Origin of the sequence: Rhizobium sp. RHZ02, from assembly GCF_014851575.1 — a bacterium.
GTDB classification, from domain to species: domain Bacteria; phylum Pseudomonadota; class Alphaproteobacteria; order Rhizobiales; family Rhizobiaceae; genus Rhizobium; species Rhizobium altiplani.
Window position 1 is genome coordinate 1 of the sequence record NZ_JACUZX010000041.1, and the last position, 18,595, is coordinate 18,595.

At 62.4% G+C, this 18,595-nt stretch carries 18 protein-coding genes and 1 tRNA gene; 14 read left to right on the forward strand and 5 right to left on the reverse strand.

All coding sequences use genetic code 11. The features are described from left to right. Nucleotides 1-49 precede the first annotated feature (49 nt). From IB244_RS30290 to IB244_RS30315, 6 genes are all read left to right on the forward strand, one after another. Nucleotides 50-126, forward strand: a tRNA-Met gene (locus tag IB244_RS30290). A gap of 286 nt (nucleotides 127-412) precedes the next feature. Further along, nucleotides 413-712: a DUF1778 domain-containing protein gene (locus IB244_RS30295; protein WP_192306699.1), complete on the forward strand. Its 300-nt coding sequence runs from the start codon at nucleotides 413-415 to the stop codon at nucleotides 710-712. 3 nt (nucleotides 713-715) lie between these two features. Then, a complete protein-coding gene (locus tag IB244_RS30300; RefSeq protein ID WP_062370610.1) occupies nucleotides 716-1,240 on the forward strand; it encodes a GNAT family N-acetyltransferase in 525 nt (174 codons plus the stop codon). Nucleotides 1,241-1,406: 166 nt separating this feature from the next. Beyond that, nucleotides 1,407-1,691, forward strand: a complete 285-nt coding sequence (locus IB244_RS30305) for an SIP domain-containing protein (protein WP_312867297.1) — start codon at nucleotides 1,407-1,409, stop codon at nucleotides 1,689-1,691. Between the two features lie 685 nt (nucleotides 1,692-2,376). Next, complete coding sequence (locus tag IB244_RS30310) at nucleotides 2,377-2,625, forward strand: CopG family ribbon-helix-helix protein (protein ID WP_169681008.1); 249 nt, start codon at nucleotides 2,377-2,379, stop codon at nucleotides 2,623-2,625. Further along, on the forward strand, nucleotides 2,622-2,912 hold the full coding sequence (locus IB244_RS30315; RefSeq protein WP_169680968.1) for a type II toxin-antitoxin system RelE/ParE family toxin: 291 nt from the start codon (nucleotides 2,622-2,624) through the stop codon (nucleotides 2,910-2,912). The genes IB244_RS30310 and IB244_RS30315 overlap by 4 nt, the downstream gene beginning before the upstream one ends. 303 nt (nucleotides 2,913-3,215) lie before the next feature. On the opposite strand, the gene IB244_RS30320 is transcribed toward IB244_RS30315, so the two are convergent. The 5 genes from IB244_RS30320 to IB244_RS30340 are packed head-to-tail and all read right to left on the reverse strand — an operon-like array spanning nucleotide 3,216 to nucleotide 9,386. Then, on the reverse strand, nucleotides 3,216-4,286 hold the full coding sequence (locus IB244_RS30320) for an LLM class flavin-dependent oxidoreductase (RefSeq protein ID WP_192306701.1): 1,071 nt from the start codon (nucleotides 4,284-4,286) through the stop codon (nucleotides 3,216-3,218). Nucleotides 4,287-4,338: 52 nt separating this feature from the next. Beyond that, the gene (locus tag IB244_RS30325; RefSeq protein ID WP_192306702.1) at nucleotides 4,339-5,493 is read right to left on the reverse strand and encodes an acyl-CoA dehydrogenase family protein; all 1,155 of its coding nucleotides are present in this window, start codon (nucleotides 5,491-5,493) and stop codon (nucleotides 4,339-4,341) included. Nucleotides 5,494-5,512: 19 nt separating this feature from the next. Continuing rightward, on the reverse strand, nucleotides 5,513-6,565 hold the full coding sequence (locus tag IB244_RS30330) for an ABC transporter substrate-binding protein (RefSeq protein ID WP_192306703.1): 1,053 nt from the start codon (nucleotides 6,563-6,565) through the stop codon (nucleotides 5,513-5,515). A gap of 10 nt (nucleotides 6,566-6,575) precedes the next feature. Continuing rightward, nucleotides 6,576-7,754 carry an LLM class flavin-dependent oxidoreductase gene (locus IB244_RS30335; RefSeq protein ID WP_192306704.1) on the reverse strand — a complete coding sequence of 393 codons (1,179 nt, stop codon included), beginning with the start codon at nucleotides 7,752-7,754 and terminating at the stop codon, nucleotides 6,576-6,578. 24 nt (nucleotides 7,755-7,778) lie between these two features. After that, on the reverse strand, nucleotides 7,779-9,386 hold the full coding sequence (locus IB244_RS30340; protein ID WP_112646632.1) for an ABC transporter substrate-binding protein: 1,608 nt from the start codon (nucleotides 9,384-9,386) through the stop codon (nucleotides 7,779-7,781). A 273-nt stretch (nucleotides 9,387-9,659) separates the two neighbouring features. On the opposite strand from IB244_RS30340, the gene IB244_RS30345 reads away from it, so the two are divergent. From IB244_RS30345 to IB244_RS30380, 8 genes are all read left to right on the forward strand, one after another. Continuing rightward, nucleotides 9,660-10,649, forward strand: coding sequence for an ABC transporter permease (locus tag IB244_RS30345; protein ID WP_192306705.1), 990 nt, complete (start codon nucleotides 9,660-9,662; stop codon nucleotides 10,647-10,649). Beyond that, nucleotides 10,646-11,650, forward strand: coding sequence for an ABC transporter permease (locus tag IB244_RS30350; RefSeq protein WP_062370626.1), 1,005 nt, complete (start codon nucleotides 10,646-10,648; stop codon nucleotides 11,648-11,650). The genes IB244_RS30345 and IB244_RS30350 overlap by 4 nt, the downstream gene beginning before the upstream one ends. Then, complete coding sequence (locus IB244_RS30355) at nucleotides 11,650-12,642, forward strand: ABC transporter ATP-binding protein (protein ID WP_192306706.1); 993 nt, start codon at nucleotides 11,650-11,652, stop codon at nucleotides 12,640-12,642. The genes IB244_RS30350 and IB244_RS30355 overlap by 1 nt, the downstream gene beginning before the upstream one ends. Continuing rightward, complete coding sequence (locus IB244_RS30360; protein ID WP_018859508.1) at nucleotides 12,623-13,558, forward strand: ABC transporter ATP-binding protein; 936 nt, start codon at nucleotides 12,623-12,625, stop codon at nucleotides 13,556-13,558. The genes IB244_RS30355 and IB244_RS30360 overlap by 20 nt, the downstream gene beginning before the upstream one ends. A 13-nt stretch (nucleotides 13,559-13,571) precedes the next feature. After that, on the forward strand, nucleotides 13,572-14,630 hold the full coding sequence (locus tag IB244_RS30365) for an aldo/keto reductase (RefSeq protein ID WP_192306707.1): 1,059 nt from the start codon (nucleotides 13,572-13,574) through the stop codon (nucleotides 14,628-14,630). Nucleotides 14,631-14,699: 69 nt separating this feature from the next. Continuing rightward, on the forward strand, nucleotides 14,700-15,947 hold the full coding sequence (locus tag IB244_RS30370; protein ID WP_192306709.1) for an acyl-CoA dehydrogenase family protein: 1,248 nt from the start codon (nucleotides 14,700-14,702) through the stop codon (nucleotides 15,945-15,947). 33 nt (nucleotides 15,948-15,980) lie between these two features. Beyond that, the gene (locus IB244_RS30375) at nucleotides 15,981-16,943 is read left to right on the forward strand and encodes an amidohydrolase family protein (RefSeq protein ID WP_192306711.1); all 963 of its coding nucleotides are present in this window, start codon (nucleotides 15,981-15,983) and stop codon (nucleotides 16,941-16,943) included. A gap of 67 nt (nucleotides 16,944-17,010) precedes the next feature. Next, the gene (locus IB244_RS30380; RefSeq protein ID WP_192306713.1) at nucleotides 17,011-18,426 is read left to right on the forward strand and encodes an FAD/NAD(P)-binding protein; all 1,416 of its coding nucleotides are present in this window, start codon (nucleotides 17,011-17,013) and stop codon (nucleotides 18,424-18,426) included. Nucleotides 18,427-18,595 lie beyond the last annotated feature (169 nt).

An 18,595-nucleotide genomic window follows, 5' to 3' on the forward strand; every position in this document is an offset into this window, starting at 1 on the left:
GCTTCGCAGTTTACGCACCGTGACAAAACCCAAAGGGTTTTGCACTTGGCGCGGGGTGGAGCAGCCCGGTAGCTCGTCAGGCTCATAACCTGAAGGCCGCAGGTTCAAATCCTGCCCCCGCAACCAAATTTACTTGCGACCCCGCTGCACACGCTGCGGGGTTTTCCTTTTTGACCGAAAGCGTCAGGATCCCCGCTAGATCGAAGCGAACGTCGATCTCGATTTTTCCGTTCACCGGCGTGAGGATGATGTCCTTGACCAGCGAACGGATCACGTTCGCCGCTTCAATACACTTTTCCTCGGAATCGTCCTCGAGCGTCTCGTAGAGTCGCTGAACCCGTGAACGAGACTGATAGTTTCGTATTGCATTTGGCGCTACAAATCGCTATTTTCCTCGTAAAGGAGATATGTCATGGCCGCCCCTGTCGAACGCAAGGAATATCCGATCTCGATGCGTCTGCCTGAAGCAGATGTTGCAATGATCGATCGCGCGGCAAGCCTGCGCGGCCGCTCGCGCACCGATTTTGTGCGGGAGGCGGCCGTGCGCGCCGCAGAGGAAGTCGTTATGGAGCAGGGGCTCATCCGCATGAGCCCTGAAGGCTTTGCCGATTTCCTGGGTGTCTTGTCCCTACCGGTCGCTCCTGTTCCGGAGATGGTGGAACTGGTCAGGCGGCCCGCGCCGTGGGAAGTTGATTACGAGCCGAAGCAATAAGCCGTGGCCTTATCGGCTCCAGAACCGCTTACGGCGGCGCATGATGTTTCCGAATTTTCCTGCGGCAAGCCGACGCTCGATCATTGGCTGAAGACGCGCGCGCTTTCCAATCAGGAGAAAGGTTTCACGGCGGTTCTCGTCGTCCATGAGGGCGGGCGCGTCGTCGGGTATTACGGCCTGGCGCCTACCGCCGTCGTCCCTGCGATCCTCCCGCGCTCGATCCGCACCGGGCAACCGCCCGATCCGGTTCCCTGTCTTCTCCTCGGCCAGCTTGCCACGGACACGGAATGGGTGGGGATAGGCATCGGCACAGGTCTGGTGAAACATGCTCTTGAGCGTTGCGTCCAGGCCGCCGCTCTGATCGGCGGGCGGGCGTTGATGGTCAACGCCGTCGATCACGAAGCGGCGCAGTTCTGGCAGCGCCGAGGCTTCACGCCCTCGAAGGACGACCCGCTCGTCCTGTTTCGCTCCATCGCCGCAATCGTCGCATCGCTGGCGGAAGCGCGACAGCAAGAGCAAGGCGCATAACCTGAAGTCTTCACCGACGCCAAGCGGCTGTCCCTGATCCTGCCCGGTTCGGACATGCCGGTCGCCGACGATCGAGGGGATCGCAAGTAATGATTAAATCCTGCCCCCGCCGGCGATCGCCCGCATCATCGCGGAAGCCGCGCCTGGGACTGATATCGAGGCGATCATCGAAGTGGAGGATGGCCGCGAGGAGCAGCCGCTGCCGACCGAGAGCACGCTCAAGGCGCGCTGGTTGCATCGTAGGCATTATCCCATGGCTGCGAGCGGTATTCCTGCGGATCAGGCCAAAGCCGCGATCGTTGCTTACGGTGGCGACACCTTCGTTTGGGCTGCCTGTGAAAAAGCAGACGCCCGGTCCATTCGCAGTTTTCTCAAGAGCCGCAAGCATGACCGAAAGTCGATAATGTTGCCTGGTACTGGGAGCGGGATATCGCCCAGACGGTCTGACTGACAGTAGATGCAGTGCAAGCTGAGTGATGGCGAAAGCGATGCTGTCGAGTCTGAATGCGCGGCGATCGAAACCGGGCGAGGGTAGTATCTTAAACTGCCGTCAATTGACCTTCGCGTGGCACGTCAGTGGCGGATGATCTCCTGCTATTGGCGACATTGAGTGCGTTTCGGGAGGCGGGACAAGGCAAGTTCCTGTCCCGCCACCGCCGAGGCCCTACCTCTTAACCGGTGCCGCGACAGCACGAGTTATCGCGTCGGTCTATCCAAAGTCCTAGCACCCGCATCAACGAGGTCGCTTTGGCGATCACGGCCGCGGCGTAAAAAGCCAAATGACATGTTGAACCCAACGGATGGCGGCGCTTGCGTGAGAAACGACTGAAGGTGTTTCATAGTGGGGGTATGCCGCAGTCGATCCTTCGCGTACGAAGGTACCGAACCGGTAATCTCTTATCTAACGCGCAAATCTCTGTTCGAATCCCATCAAGACTGGCACTTTTACAAGTCTCCGTGCTATCAGGCCCCCGCAACCAAATTCCACTCAACGACAACGATGTATTGCCGCCGCTCAATCTGGAGGGTGGCATCGCGTATTCCTAATAATCGCCCGAAAACACGTGTGGCGAGAACTTTGACGAACCATCGTGGTTCACCAATAATAAAAGTGAACCAAGGAAAAGACAGGTGCTTTGACCACTGCATTTACCGTGCGGGTTTCGGATGAAACCGCGAGCAAGCTTAATCAGATTGCGGAAAAGCTGGACCGCTCCCGCGCCTATATGGCTGCCGAGGCCATCAAAGCTTTCGTTGAGCAGCAGGAGTGGCAGCTTGCCGAGATCGAAGCCGGGTTGGATGCGGCCGATCGCGGCGAATTCGCCAGCGCCGAAGACGTGGCGAAGGTTGTTGGGAAGTACGTCAAGTCTGCCCGCCAATCATGAGCGGGAAACGTATTCGCTGGACGCTTCGGGCGTTGCGGCGGCTTGATGAAATCGGCGCTCATATCGAGCAGGACAATCCCGATGCGGCAGCGCGCGTGATTGCCAGAATTGTGACGGTCGTGGATATGCTCGCCGACTTACCCGCAAATGGGCGACCCGGCCGTATCAAGGGCACCCGCGAAGTGGTGTTGGCCGATATTCCCTACATCATCGCGTACCGCGTCAGTCGAGATATTGAGATCATCACCGTCATGCACGCCCATCAGCGGTCGCCACAGACGTTATGACATGCCGCGTACATCAGCCCGAGTCTTTGACAAATCCCCTTGGGGATAAGGGGAGGATGCCGGTCGGCACCGGGCGGGCTTACCCCGATTCCGCTAAAATTACACTGTGCTTCACTTATCGCAGATGCGATCTCATCTTCGCTTCGACCCCCAATTGGTCTCAATGTGTTCGCCGAATACAAAGTGGGGAACAGAGAACACACCCGCCTCTGCTGCATGGGCAGCCTCCTGCGTAACGAGCTGGTGTTGCGCGGAATCTTGTGTGATTGCGCGAACGTCAGCAATGGAGTGCTCACTTAGGGCTCACCTGCGTAGAAGCGACAGCAACTGGTTACCCTGGCGTTTGATCTCCGCGAGGTAGGGCGTATCGGAGAGCACGAAATGGGTGATGCCCAGATCCTCGTACTTGCGCAGGGACTTGGCGACGTCGGCCGCCGAGCCGACCAGCCAGGTCGTGCCGGCGCCGCCACCGCCGTATTTGCCGGGGGCGGTGTAGAGGTTGTCGTCCAGGACGTCTCCCGATCGATGCAGGTCGAACAGTCGCTGCTGGCCGACCGCGACTGCCCTGCGATGATCGCTCCAGCCGGCGCCATTGCCCTTGGCCATCTCTGCCACCTTTGCTTCGGCGTCGGCCCAGGCCTGCTCGGTGGTGTCGCGCACCAGCGTGGTGATCCTGAGCCCGAACTCGAGTGGCGGCAGATCTCGATCAAGCTCCCGGCTCAGCGCCTGCAGGCGCGCGATGCGCTCGCGGACACCATCGAGCGGCTCTCCCCAGAAGAGCTGGACATCCGCTTCGGTGGCCGCGACGCGCTCGGCCGCCTCGGAAGCGCCGCCGAAATAGAGCTTCGGGTGGCGCCGATCAGCCTGCGCCTCGATGCGCGGCACGACGGTCGAACCCGCGACGCCGAAGTATTCGCCGTCATAGCTGACGTTTTCCTCCGTCCAGAGCCTGCGCACCAGCCGCATGAATTCCTTGGTACGAGCGTAGCGCTCTGCCTGGTCTCCCTCCCTGTCGCCATAGGCCGAGAGATTGTCGAGGCCGGAGACGATGTTGACACGGACACGCCCGCCAGTGAGATGGTCGAGGGTGGCAGCGGCCGAGGCGAAGTTCGCGGGTCGCCAGTAACCCGGGCGGATCGCTATCAGCGGTTCGAACGTCGTCGTGCGTGCCGCAAGTGCAGCGGCAAGGGTAAATGTGTCCGGTCTGCCCCAACCCGTTCCGATCAGCGCACCCTTCCAGCCATGCTCCTCGAGCGCCCTGGCGTGTTCCGCCAACGTGGCCAGGCTGTTGTGATGTTCAACCACGGAATCGCCGCGATGCCCCGGCCTCGTGTCGTTTGGTATGTACCAGAGGAATTCGCTGTCTTTGCTCATCGTCGGCCTGTGCTTGTGAAATCAAATGGTAAAACCGGAGATCGGCGTCCCGCTATCGTGATGCGAGACGACCGAGTGCGTTGCGGGCGGCGATCGTCCGGATCATGTGGCTCTGCGGGGCATGGGAGCGGGCGGTGATGGCGTCTCGATGGTGGCGCTCGAGCTGGAAATCACGATTGAGGCCAGGGTTTCCGGCGAGCTCGAGAGCGAGGCTGGTGATCGCCACCGCATTGTCGATGACGACGTGGCGGACATGCATGCCGTCCATTCCAACGACCCTGCCAGCGTCGACGTCTTCGCCGAGCGAGCGCAGCAATCGGGCATTGGTTGCAAGGCGGACTTCGATCTCTCCCAGCCCATCCTGAATGCGCGGAACCGTCGATAGCGGAGCGCCGAGGCTTGCCGGCGTATGGTGGGCGGCGAAGGCGAGCACGCGGTCGCGGGCGGAAAGCGCCACGCCGTGGTAGACCGCTGATATCAGCGAGAAGAAGAAGGCGGTTGCATGTTCTTCGCGGCGCAGCGGTTCGGAAGCCGGCTGGGCTTCGATGATGTCTTCGAGTGGAACGGCGACATTGTTAAGGATGATATCGTCGCTGGCTGTCGCATGCATGCCGGCGGCATTCCATGCCTTTTCAATCTGGAGGCCGGGGCTGTCGGTCGGAACGAGGAAGGAGGCCAGTCGCGGCTCCTCCTCGTCGGTCAGGGCCAGCAGCGACACCCATTTCAGCACGGGTATGCCTGTCACGTAGCTCTTGTGGCCGCTGATGCGCCAGACGTCACCGTCTCGGCGCGCGATGGTCTCGGGCAGCGCGCCGTGGGCGGGAGAGCCGATGCGCGGCTCGGCCTGGGCAGCATTGATCAGGGCCGGCCCAAGCCGATTGGCCGTGAGTACCCGCTCGGCAAGGTGGTCCGGCCACTTTGCGAAGCGGCGCAGGCTGTAGTGGCTATTGTAGTGCATGGCGAGCACGAGCGCGGTCGAAGGTTCGCCGCGCGCGATCTCGCTGATGACGGCCTGCGCCTCGGCAAGGCCGGCGCCATGGCCGCCGTGCTCAGCCGCCGTCACCAGTCCGAGCAGGCCGGCGTCGAAGAGACGGGTGAAGTTCTCGAATGGAAAATCTCCCGTCTTGTCGTAATGGGCGGCGCGTCCGGCGAAGTCGACGGCGAGCCGTCGTGCCTTGTCCACCGGATCGATTTTTTCCTGAAGCATGGTTGTTCAATCTCCCGGTTCAGGCCACGGCACGCCTGTTGAAGCTGTCGATATGACGGCGGTCGACCCAGTCGGCGATGTCGAAGTCGGCGGCGAGGAAACCGAAGTCGCGCAGAAAGTCCTTGTAGTGGCCGATCGCATCCACCAGTTCGGGCTGCAGGCCAAGGCCAAGGTGCTTGTGGATGTCGGGGCCATTGGCGGCGACAACCTGCTCTTCGGTGGCGCCGGCCTCCCGCGCGACGAAGCGCCTCGTTTCCTCGGGATGCGCTTCGGCCCATGCGCTGGCCTTGAAGATCGATTCCAGCAGGCGGGCGACGAGATCCGGCCGATCGTCGGCCAGAAGCTCGTCCACCGTCAAAACGCGCGGCGAGCCAGAGTTGATGCGGATCTTGGGATCGGGGTGGAAGCCGAACTCGGCCACCTCAACGGCGCCAATCAGGTTGGCGACATTGATGCCGGCCGTGCCCTTCACATAGATTGCGTCGACGTCACCGCGAATGAGGGCTGCAACTTCCTCGCCATACGGCTGCCTGCGCTTCAGCCCGAAGAGAGACGGGCCTTCCTGCGTCGAGAGCACGGAATCGGAAAGCGCGATATCGATGATCTCCACAGCGTCGAGCGCCAGCCCGTCAAGCGACAGCGCCGAAAGCAGCCCCTTCAACGCGGTGGCGCGCATGAAATCGACGATGCCTTCCGGGCGACGGGCAATGCCGAAACGGCGCCCCCTCAGGTCCTTCGTGGTCTTGATGCCGGTTTCCGGCAGGGTGATGATCGCCTGGAATTCATCGGTCCAGGTGATGCCGACGAGGCGTGTCTTGCGTCCCTCGGAGCGCGCGCGGATCGGCGGAACGTTGCCGCCATGGCGGAACGACCAGTCGAGCGTGTGGTTGAAATGGCTCTGGCGGATGTTGCGGTCGGGTGAATCGATGATCGACTTCAGCGTCACGCCGTCCTTGCGGAAGTTTTCCTCGAGATAGCCGAGTTGCGCGGCAAGGCCGACGGGCGTCGGCACCGGGCAGCGCGTGTACCAGATTTCGGAAACGGCATTGCCTGTTGTAGCTGGGCTTGTCATGGCGTTCCTCCTAGTGGCGCAGTCCGGCTTGCTTCATCAGGGGCAGGACGTCGGTGCCGAAGAATTCGAGATCGTCGCGGAAGTCGAAGAAGCTGAGCTGCAGGCCGTCGACGCCGGCTTCCTTCAGCTTGACGAACTGATCGACCACCTGTTCGGGCGAGCCGATGACGCGAATATTGCCGCCGATGGCGCGGTATGGATCCTGGGGATCGCGGCCCTTCCAGGCATGGGCATCCGAGTTCAGCGACTGGAAGCCTTGCGGCGAGCGTTGGTCGGCATGGGCGACGATGCGGTCGGCGAGTTCCCACGCCTCCTTCTCCGTCGACCGGCAGATCACCATCGGATTGAGCAGCGTGCGCACAGTACGGCCGACGCTGATTGCCGAATCCTTGACCCGCTTCGTATGCGCCGGCAGCGATTCCAGTGCGCTGCTGATGTCGGCGCCGGTCGGGCTGGTGATGAAAACGATATCCGAATAGCGACCGGCAAAGGCAATTCCGGCATCCGAACCGGTGGCGTTGACGAGGATCGGGCGGCCGAAGTTTGGCTTCGGCGTGACGAAGCCGCCGCCGAGCTTCCAGCTGCTTTCGCCTTCGAAGGAGAAGTTCTCGCTGTCGCTCCAGAGGCGCTGGACGACTTCGAGGAATTCGGCGGCCAGTTCGTAGCGCTTGTCGTGCTCGATGCGCGGCCAGCCGAACATCTCGTGCTCGACCGCCCGGTGGCCGGTGACCACGTTAATGCCCCAGCGGCCGCCGGTGATATGGTCGAGCGTCGCGCCGAACTTTGCCAGATGCAGCGGATGCCATGGACCATAAAGGACATGCATGGTCGAGATGAGCATAATCTTCTTGGTGAGGCCCGCCAGCGCCGCCGTCGACACGAAGCTATCCAGCGCCTGGCCGTCGAAGACGCCGCCATAGCCGCCCTTCGGCAACCATTGCGACAGCGCGAAGACGAGGTCGAAGCCGAGTTCTTCCGCCCTCAACGTCAAGGCCTTGTTGTAATCGAAGCGCCAGTCGGTCGATCGCTCGAGCGTCGATTGCGTCCAGCCCCCGGCCTGAATCGGCAAGAAGAGGCCGAGGAGAACGGGCTGCTTCAGCGCCTGGGATAGCGGGCTTTCCGGGAAGTCGGTGGGTGCCGCAAACTTTGGCAGGCCGACGATCGATCCGGGGGGATGTTGAATGGTCATGAGTATATTCCTGCTGGTTTGGCGTCAGGATGCTGCGACGTAGGCGAAGGCGAGGCTGCCTGCGATGCCTTCGCCGCCGACGGTGTGATCGGAGATCCGTTTGTTGTAGATGGTCAGTTCCGGCTGGCTGACGATGTCGATCGCGGGCACGTCGTCGACGAGGATTTGCTGGATCTCGCGCCACTGCTCGACACGCTTTGCCGGATCGACTTCGATCGCTGCGGCTTCGAGCAATTCATCGACCTTGGGATTGCTGTAGGCCGCGCCGTTCGAGAAGGGGACGCCAGGCTTGAAGTTCTTGCTCCAGTAGAGGCGCTGAACGCCGACCGTCGGGTCGAACAGGTTGCTCATGCCTTCGAAGGCGAAGTCGAAATCGCGGTCGGTGTAAATGCGCTTGGTGTAGGTCGCGAAATCCTGGCTGCGGACCTTGGCGTCGATACCCACCTTGGCAAGCGCCTGGCGGATATACTCCGAACCACGCGGATAGGTTTCGCCACTCGGCACGAAGTCGAGATTGATGTGCGCACGGATGCCGTCTGCGCCGCGCGGGAAGCCTGCTTCATCGAGAAGCTTCTCGGCCGCGGCGAGATCGATCGGATAGGTCTTGAGATCCGGCACGAACCATTTCGCGAGGTTGGGATTGATCGGGCCGGGGATCGCGGCGCCGTAGCCGTAGTTGATGGTGTTGAGAATGACGTTGCGATCAATGACGTGCGCAAAGGCGCGACGCACCCTCACGTCCTTGAAGAACGGGCGCTCGAGGTTGAATTCGATGCGGCTGACGCCGTTCTGGTATTGGTAGCCCTTGGTCTCGAAGGCGAGCCCTTCGGCGCTCTGCAGCCGTTCGAGGTCGCTGAGCGGCACGGGTGTCGACGGCGCCAGATCGATTTCTCCGGTCTCGATCGCGATCGAGCGGGCGGCGGCATCAGGAATGAAACGGATGATCAGTTGGTCGAGATAGGGGCGGGGCTGATCCCAGTAATCGGGGTTGCGTTCGTAGACGATGTGGCTGCCGCGCACCCATTCCTTGAACTTGAAAGGACCGGTTCCGATCGGCGCAAGATTGGCCGGATTTTCCGCAACCTTGGTGCCTTCATAGATATGGCGCGGCACGATCGGCGTTTCGGAGGCGGCAAGTGCGGTGATCAGATAGGGCGCGGGCTTGGAAAGCTTGAGGATGGCCGTCTGTGCATCGGGCGTTTCGATGTCGACGAGATTGAGGAAGGTGTTGCGGCCGCGCGGATGCACTTCCTTCAGGGTCTTGATCGAGAAGGCGACGTCGGCGGAGGTGAAGGGCTGTCCGTCATGCCATTTCACGCCGTCGCGCAGCTTGAAGGTGTAGGTCAGGCCATCGGGGCTGACAGTCCACTCCTTGGCCAGCAGCGGTTTCGGATTGAGGTCGAAGTCATAGGTGAGAAGGCCTTCAGTGGTCTTCGGCGAGACATAGACCGCGTTATAGGCCGTATGGGCGATCGTCGTCAGGACGGGCGGCTCGGCGGCCAGCAGAAGCGTTGCCGTGCCGCCGCGCGTTGCGGTGGCTGCAAAAGCGGGAAGCCGTGCTGTCGCGGTGACGCCGAGTGCGACCGAGGCCAGAAGAAAGCTGCGGCGCGTGGGTGCGGGAAATAGTGACATCTTGTTCAACCCTCGTGATTCAGGGCCGTCACGGCCCGCTTCAGTGTCATTCCGCGGATCGAGCCTGCTTTAGAGATTTTTGCCCCGTGACTGCTTTGAAGTGGGATGAAAACCTACGCAGTGTCGATATGCGGTATTAAGTTTCCAAAAGCACGCCAAATGGCTGCATCGTTGGAAATATTTACCAATATGGATTTGACAAAACCCACAGAATTAGTCAACTACTGAGCGACGAGACGAGGTGAATTCTTTTCAGATCGCGAGGTGGGGCACATGTCGGCTTACAGGCGGATCGGTCGAACGATCAGCAGGACGATCATTCAGGCCGTGCCCACGATGCTCGGGATCGTCATCCTCAATTTCTTCCTGCTGAAGCTGGCGCCTGGCGATGCGGCCGATGTGATGGCCGCGGAATCCGGCTCGGCCACAGTCGAGACGATGGCGGCACTGCGCGAGCGCTTCGGGCTTGATAACCCGATCCTTGTTCAGCTTGCCAACTATCTGAACAACCTCGCGCATTTCAGCCTTGGCTTTTCGCCGCGCTACGGCATGCCGGTCGCCGATCTGATCGGCCAAAGGCTGCCGGGCACGCTGGTGCTGATGCTGGCGGCATTGGCGATTGCAATTGCCGTCGGACTGCTGCTCGGTTCGCTGATGGCCGCCTTCTCCGGGCGCCTTCCCGATCGTATAATTTCCGTCGTCTCTTTGCTCTTCTATTCGATTCCCGGCTTCTGGATCGGCCTGATGCTGATCCTGCTCTTCTCGGTCAAGCTTGGATGGCTGCCGAGCGGCGGAGACAGCACGATTGGCTCGCGGCTGACCGGGTTCCCGGCGCTGCTCGACAGGGCGCGCTACATGGTGCTGCCCGCAACCTCGCTCGCGCTTTTTTACCTTGCGATCTATGCCCGCCTGACGCGCGCCTCGATGCTCGAAGTCCAGTCGCAGGATTTCGTGCGAACCGCGCGCGCCAAGGGTGTCTCGCCCTTCGTGTTGACGACGCGACACGTCCTTCGCAACGCTCTGATCCCTATCACCACCATGGCCGGCATGCACTTTGGCGGGATGCTGGGCGGCGCGGTCGTGGTCGAGACCGTCTATAGCTGGCCCGGCCTCGGGCGCCTTGCCTTCGAAGCCGTCATGGCGCGCGATTTCAGCGTGCTGCTCGGCATTCTCCTCCTGTCTTCCTTCCTCGTGATCGTCGCAAACGCAGCCGTCGACCTGCTGCAGGCGTGGATCGATCCTCGAATTGGAGCAAGCCGATGAATACTCAAAAACTTGGAACACTGGCCGGCCAGGCGATAGACTTCGCGCCACAGAAAAAGGTCGAGCGCGATCAACCAGCACCGGAAGCGCCCAAGCAGCCGCGCTGGACACATATCCACGCCCCCGACGTCCGTGCCTCTGTTTCGGGTACGGCCTGGCGCGGCATGCGTCGGGAATTGAAAGTCTTCCTCGGCAACTACAATGCACTCTTCGGTACAGGCATTCTGCTGCTCGTTGCCCTGTCGGCGTTGTTGGCGCCGCTTCTCTTTCCCGGCGATCCGCTCGAGATGGTTGCGCGCCCCTTCCTGTGGCCCGGGCAGAACCCTGCTTATCCGCTGGGCACGGACTCCATGGGCCGCAATGTGCTTGCCGGCATCGTTCACGGCGCCCGGATATCGCTGACCGTCGGGCTGGCGGCCACCGCGCTCGGCTTGACTGTGGGGATCGCCATCGGCGCCGTCGCCGGCTACTTCGGTGGTCTGATCGACGATATCCTCGTCAAGTTCATCGAGATCTTCCAGACCATTCCGAGCTTCGTGCTGCTCGTCGTTCTCGTGGCAATCGCCCAGCCGACGACAGCGACCGTGACCATCGCCATCGCGATCGTCTCTTGGCCGACGGTGGCGCGACTGACGCGCGCGGAATTCCGGGCCATTCGCGAGAAGGACTATGTGCAGGCTGCCCGCAGCCTCGGCTTTGGCCATTCCCGCATCATCTTCCGCGAGATCCTTCCCAATGCGCTGCCGCCACTGATCGTCACCTCTTCGGTCATGGTGGCAAGCGCGATCCTGATGGAATCGGCGCTCTCCTTCATGGGGCTTGGCGATCCCAACCGCGTCTCCTGGGGCTCGATGATTGGGGCAGGGCGCGATGTCATCCGCACCGCCTGGTACCTGACGGCGCTTCCCGGTCTTGCGATCGTCTTCACAGTGCTTTCGCTCAACCTGATCGGCGATGGTCTGAACGACGCGCTCAACCCGCGCTTTTCGGAGGATCGGTGATGACGAAACTCCTCGAGGTTTCAGACTTCTCAGTGCGTTTTGGGGCCGCCGAACCTGTGAAGGGTGTCAGCTTTTCCGTCAATCCGGGCGAGATGCTCGCCATCGTTGGGGAATCCGGCTCGGGCAAGTCGTTAACGGCGCTCGGCCTCATCGGCCTGTTGCCGCGGCACGCAAAGGCTAAAGGGCAGATCCGCTTCGACGGGCGTGATCTTGTCGGCCTCCCGGAACGGGACCTGCGCCGCATCCGCGGCCGCGACATCGCCATGATCTTTCAGGAGCCGATGACATCGCTCAATCCGGTGCTGACGATCGGCGATCAGATCATCGAAGTGCTGCGCATTCATGAGGATCTCAACCGGCGTCAGGCCCGAGAGCGCGCCATTGCGCTGTTGGATCTCGTCAGCATTCCAGAAGCCCGCCGCCGTATCGACGAGTATCCGCACCAGCTTTCCGGTGGCATGCGCCAGCGCGTCATGATCGCCATCGCTGTTGCCTGCAATCCAAAACTGCTGATCGCCGATGAAGCGACGACGGCGCTTGATGTGACGATCCAGGCGCAGGTGCTGCAGCTGCTCGATAATCTTCGGGTGCAGCTGAACATGGCCGTCATTTTGATTACCCACGATCTCGGCATCGTCGCGCAATGGGCCGATCGCGTCGTCGTCATGTATGCCGGGCGCAAGATCGAGGAGGGACTTCCGGGCGAGGTGTTCGAGAGGCCGTACCATCCCTACACGAATGGCTTGCTGTCGGCTTCGCCGCGGCTGAAGGCGGACTATCACTACCGCGACGGACCGCTCTCGGAGATCCCGGGCTCGATCGTTTCGGCTGCCGGCGAGAAGGGCTGTTCGTTCCGTCCGCGTTGTCCGGTCGCGCGGCCCTCCTGCGCCTCCGTCGTACCGCAACTTATCGCACTGCCGGCCGGCCGGCAGGTGGCGTGCCCCTATGTTCCAGCCATTGCGGAGAACGCCAATGTCGCTTCTGTCGGTTGATCGGCTTTCGACCCATTATCCCGGAGCCGCTGGCACCGTGCGCGCCGTCGATGGCGTGTCGCTTGATATCGCCGAAGGCGAGACGGTGGCGCTGGTCGGCGAGTCCGGCTGTGGCAAATCCACACTCGGCAAGTCGCTGGTGCGGCTCGTCGATCCATCGTCGGGGAGCGTCACTTTCAAGGGCAGGGACGTCACCGCCATGGCGGGGCGCGAACTGCAGTCGGTCCGGCGCAGCATCCAGATGATCTTCCAGGATCCGTTTGCCTCGCTTAACCCGCGGCAGACGATACGCACCATCCTAACGGCTCCTCTCGCGGTTCACGGTATCGGCGAGCGCAAGCAGCGCGAGGCGATCGCCGCGCAGATGGTGGCCCATGTCGGCCTGCCGGCGGATTCGCTCGATCGCTATCCACATGAGTTCTCCGGCGGCCAGCGTCAGCGTATCGGCATTGCCCGTGCGCTCATCCTGCAGCCGGAACTCGTCATCTGCGACGAACCTGTTTCGGCGCTTGACCTCTCGATCCAGGCGCAGATCCTCAATTTGCTGGTCGAGATGAAGACGGAGCTATCGCTTTCCTATCTCTTCATCTCTCACGATCTCTCGGTGGTTCGCTATTTCGCCGATCGCGTGCTCGTCATGTATCTCGGCCGCATCGTCGAGAGCGCTCCGACGAGCGAGCTGTGGAAGGGCGCCAAGCATCCCTATACGCAGGCGCTGCTCGCCGCCGTGCCCGATCCGTCGCGGCGCAAGCAGGCCGCGCCCATATCAGGCGATCTGCCGAGCCCGCACAATCCACCGGCCGGCTGCCGCTTCCATACGCGCTGTCCGCTCGCCACCGATATTTGCCGGTCCGCCGATCCGGCATTCCGCCAGTTCGGCAGCGGCCACGCCGCCGCCTGCCATCACGCTCAGTAAGAAGGAGAATACAATGGTCGATTATCGTTATCTCGGGCGCAGCGCGCTCAAGGTGTCACCGCTCAGCCTGGGAACCATGATGTTCGGCGGCCCGACGCCCGATGACGTCGCGTTCCGCATTATCGACAAGGCCCGCGAGCAGGGCATCAACTTCATCGACACCGCCGACGTCTATCACGACGGCAAGTCGGAAGAGGTCGTCGGCAAGGGCATCAAGGCGCATCGCGATCACTGGGTTCTGGCGACGAAGTTTGTCAATTCGCATAAGAAGGGCCCGAACCTCGGCGGTCATTCCCGCAAGTGGGTCATCGAGACCGTCGAGAATTCGCTGCGCCGTCTCAACACCGACTATATCGACATCCTCTATTTCCACCGCGCTGTCTTCGATGCGCCGCTGGAAGAGCCGGTGCGCGCGATCGCCGACCTGATCCGAGCCGGCAAGCTCCGCTACTTCGGCGTCTCCAACTTCCGCGGCTGGCGCATCGCCGAAGTCGCGCAGTTGGCCGATGAACTTGGCATCGATCGTCCGGTCGCAAGCCAGCCGCTCTACAACATCGTCAACCGCACCGCCGAAGCCGAGCAGCTGCCGGCGGCCCATCACTATGGTCTCGGCGTCGTCTCCTATTCGCCGCTGGCCCGCGGTGTCCTGACGGGCAAGTACGAGCCGGGCAAGGAACCGGCCGCCGATACCCGCGCCGGTCGCGGCGACAAGCGTATCCTGGAGACCGAATGGCGTCCTGAATCGATCGCCATTGCCTCCGAGATCGCTGCCCACGCTACCCGCAAGGGCGTCTCTCCGACCGAGTTCGCGCTCGCCTGGGTGCTGAACAACAGGCTGATCTCGGCGGCCATCGCCGGTCCGCGCACGGAAGAGCACTGGGACAGCTACATCCGCGCGCTCGACGTCAAGCTCGACGCTGAGGACGAGGCGTTGGTCGACCGACTTGTCACGACGGGCCATCCCTCGACGCCCGGCTTCAACGATCCGAGCCATCCGGTCGAAGGTCGCGTGCCGCGTAGCGCCGCAGGCGGTGCCGACAATGTCGTGCCGCTGACACGCGCCGTCGCCTGATCATGACTTCAGGGATCCGCCGATATGGCGGGTCCCTTCTTTTCTTTTTCCGGCCGAGAAGGTTCCCGCATGCCGAATACCGCTCCTTCAGCACTGTCCGCCACCCCGAAACCTGCGGAGGTGGTGAACGATCTCTCGACGCTATTGGCAAAAGTTCCTGATCTGGCGGCCGAAATCGCGAAGGAGGCGGCAAGACGCGATCTGGAAAGGGAGCTTCCATTCGAGGCCTTCCGCCTGTTCAAGGAGGCAGGTCTGGGGGCGCTGCGCATTCCTGTGGCGCTCGGCGGTCCGGGTGGATCCGTTGCCGACTACATCGAAACGATCATGGCGATCGGCGCCGCGGATTCGAATGTCGCTCACGCGCTGCGCAGCCATTTCAATTTCACCGAAAGCCTGATCCTCAGCCCCAGCACTGCTATCGACCGCACACAGCTCAGTCGCGTTCTCTCGGGCAAGCTTTTCGGCGGAGCTCATACGGAGCAGGGCACCAAGAGGCCGGGCGAGGTGACGACACGTTTGACGAGATCGGGGGATAGTTACCGTCTCAACGGCCGCAAATGGTATGCGACGGGCACGGCGTTCTCGGACTTCGCGTCATTCAGTGCGAAGAACGATGACGGTGAGTTCGTGAGCGTTTTGCTTCCGGTCGATCGTCCCGGCATCACCATTCTCGACGACTGGGATGGCATGGGCCAGCGGCTGACCGCGAGCGGTGGTGTTCTGCTCGAAGACGTCGAGGTACTGCCGCATGAAATCTCCACGCGCGGCCTCAACACGCTCGTTGGACGCCACACCTCGACCTTGCGGCAGCTGCACCTTGCGGCGTCAATGGCGGGCGCTGTGCGTGGCGCGCTCGCCGAAGGGACGGAATATGTGCGCCGCCAGGCCCGCTCGGCAGCCCATAGCGCGGCAGAAACCGCCAGTGCGGATCCCTTCGTCCAGAAGATTCTCGGTGAGATCGCCGCCGGCTCCTTTGCCGTCGACACGTTGATCCGCGAAAGCGCGCGTGCGCTCGACAAGACGGCCGCCGCGTTCGCCGCAGGCGATCCGCAGGCGCTGGAGACCGCGTTGACCGAGAGCGCGCTGACGACTGCACGCACACAGATCGTGGCTTCGCAGATTGCACTGGCGGCCGCAACCAACGTCTTCGAACTCGGCGGCGGCTCCGCGACGTCGCGCCATCTCAATCTCGATCGGCACTGGCGCAACATCCGCACCGTGCTCAATCACAATCCCTTGCTGCACAAGGCGAGGGTGGTCGGTGACTTCTACATCAACGGAACCACGACACACCTGGAAGAAGGTAAGGTCTTCTAGTCCCTGCCGCGCAGCGATCGCCACGGAGCCACCATGAGCAAGCTCGATATCGTCGATTTCCATACGCATTTCCTGCCCGAAGGCTGGGAGGTCTACCGCGCGCCCGGTCGCCCGCTCGATCCGCTGTGGGCACGGATCGGCACGAAGATCTCCGATATCGATGCGCTGATCGCAGATAGCGATGCGGCCGGTATCTCGCGCCGCGTGATCGGGGTCGCGCTGTCGATCGTCGCGGCACCTGATGCCGATCTTGGCGCGGTCAGCCGCAAGCTGAACGACGACCTAGCAGCGACGGTTGCGCGCCATCCCGATCGGCTTTTCGCGCTGGCGACCGTGGACACCTTCGGCGGAGAAGCGGCGGCGGTCGAGGCACGGCGCGCCATCGTCGACCTCAATCTGTCCGGCCTATTTCTCGACAGCGCGAGAGGTGACAGGTTGATCGATGCGCCGGAAGCCCGGCCGATCCTGAGGGTTGCTGCGGAGCTCGGCGTTCCCGTCTTCCTGCATCCCATCAACCCCGAGCCGCTTTCAACGCAGCTGTCCGGCCTCGGCAGGCTCGGGACCAGCTTAAGTCGTGGCACGATCAACGCCGCCGCCGCGATCTCGCTGGTGACGTCGGGCGTCTTCGATGAATTGCCGGAACTTCGGGTCGTCATTACCGCGCTCGGCATTTCGGCACTCGCCCTGACCGGCCCCTTCGGCGAACTGCCGTCCATTTTCGCGGAGGCGCCAGCGGGCAAGCGGCGTCACCTCTATATCGACATCATGCCGTCGGAAGCACGCTTCATCCGCTTCGTGACCAGTCTCGTCGGCGCCGACCATGTTCTGACCGGCAGCGACTGGCCGATCCTTGGGCACGATCCGACGCAGGACGGACTGGCCGCAGCCTTTGCGGCGGCCGGACTGAGCGAGCATGAAGCCGAGCTGATTGCCAGCCGAAACGCCCTCGAACTGCTGAATGGGCGCCATCGCAGTCGCGACAAGCTGATCGCATAAGGGCGTCCGCCCGTTCTCATATCCCGACATATCACGCCCCACCGACGCCGGTGGGAGAGGAGGTCTATTGCGCATCGATCGTATTCCGCATCACTCCGTCGCCATTGTCGGCGGGGGCTTCGCCGGGGCGCTGACAGCGCTCAAGCTGCTCGACCAGACCGAAGTGCCATTGGCGATCACCATCATCGAGCGACGAGAGGAGCTTGGTCGGGGTGTTGCCTACAGCACACCCGATCCGGCCCATCTGGTGAACGGTCCGGCTGAAATCTTCTCCCTCTATCCCGAGGATCCCGGCCATCTCTCGCGCTGGCTCGTCGAGAATGGCCCGGCCTACGGCTGGACGCCTCCCGCCGAGGCGGGCACAAGCAGCCCGCCGCGTTACCTCTATGGAACCTATGTCCGTGACGAGCTCGTGCGTGCGGTCGCGAACGCGCGGCTCGGTTCGACGCTAAGGCATATCCGGTCGTCGGCATCCGGGCTGGTGGCAACGCCGAGCCGGATCCGCATTACCACGGCTGACGGTACCTCTGTGGAGGCGGATGAGGCCGTGCTGGCCCTTGGCGTTTTCCAACCGCGCCTGTCGGCCGCCGAGGCTCAACTCGCCGGTCACCCGCGTTTTGCAGCCAATCCGTGGGACGCACTGGCGCTCGACCGTCTGAAAGGCTGCGAGGAAACTCTCCTGATAGGTTCGAGCCTGTCGATGGTCGATGCCGTGGCCAGCATGGAGGCGCGGGGTTATCGCGGCCGCTACCGCGTGATATCGCGCCGTGGCCAGTTCGTGGAGGGTCGCAGGACTGTCGACGCAGCGCGCGACTTTCTGGCCGATGGCCCGTTGCCATCAACCGCGCGCGAACTGTTGTCGCGCGTCAAGGCGGAACGACGGTCGATTTCGGCTGAGGGTGCAGACTGGCAAGGGCTGCCCTTGGCGATCCGCCCCCATATTCTCTCGCTGTGGCAAGGGGCCAGCGATCGTGAGCGTCTGCGGTTCACCCGGCATCTCAGGGCCTACTGGGACGTTACCGTGCATCGCTCGGCGCCGGAAAGCCACGCGATTATCGAGCGGGTGATTTCGGAAGGTCGGCTGGAGCATGGCCGCGCCCGTATCCTTGGATTTGCCATTGAGGGCAGCGAGATTACCGCCAGCCTGAAGACAGCGACAGGCGTTGAGACGGTGCCGTTCGACGGCGTGATCGATTGTCGTGGCCATCAGTTGCATGATTGGCGCCAGGTATCCGACCCCTTCGTGAAGAGCCTGCTCGCGAGCGGCGAGGTTCGCCCTCACAGCACCGGCTATGGCATTGATGCGACGCCGGCGGGCGATCTCCTCAACGAGGAGGGGCTCGTCCACCGTAATCTCAGCGCCATCGGCCATCCGCTGCGGGGCGTTGCATGGGAGTCGAGTTCGATCACCGAGCAGCGCGCCCAGGCGATTGCACTCGCCGATCGTATCCTCACGAAATTCACGCCCGTCCGCGTCGCGTGATCTCACCTCCAAAAGCAAAAGGGGCGCATCGACGATGCGCCCCCAGATTGCTGACAAACCCCTGGCACCGTCTGGGGGTTTGTGATTCATTGGGACATGTTGAAGAAACCTGCCCCCACCCAGACGGCTCTTGAGATGGTGACGCTCGACAGTCTGGTGCCGAAGGATC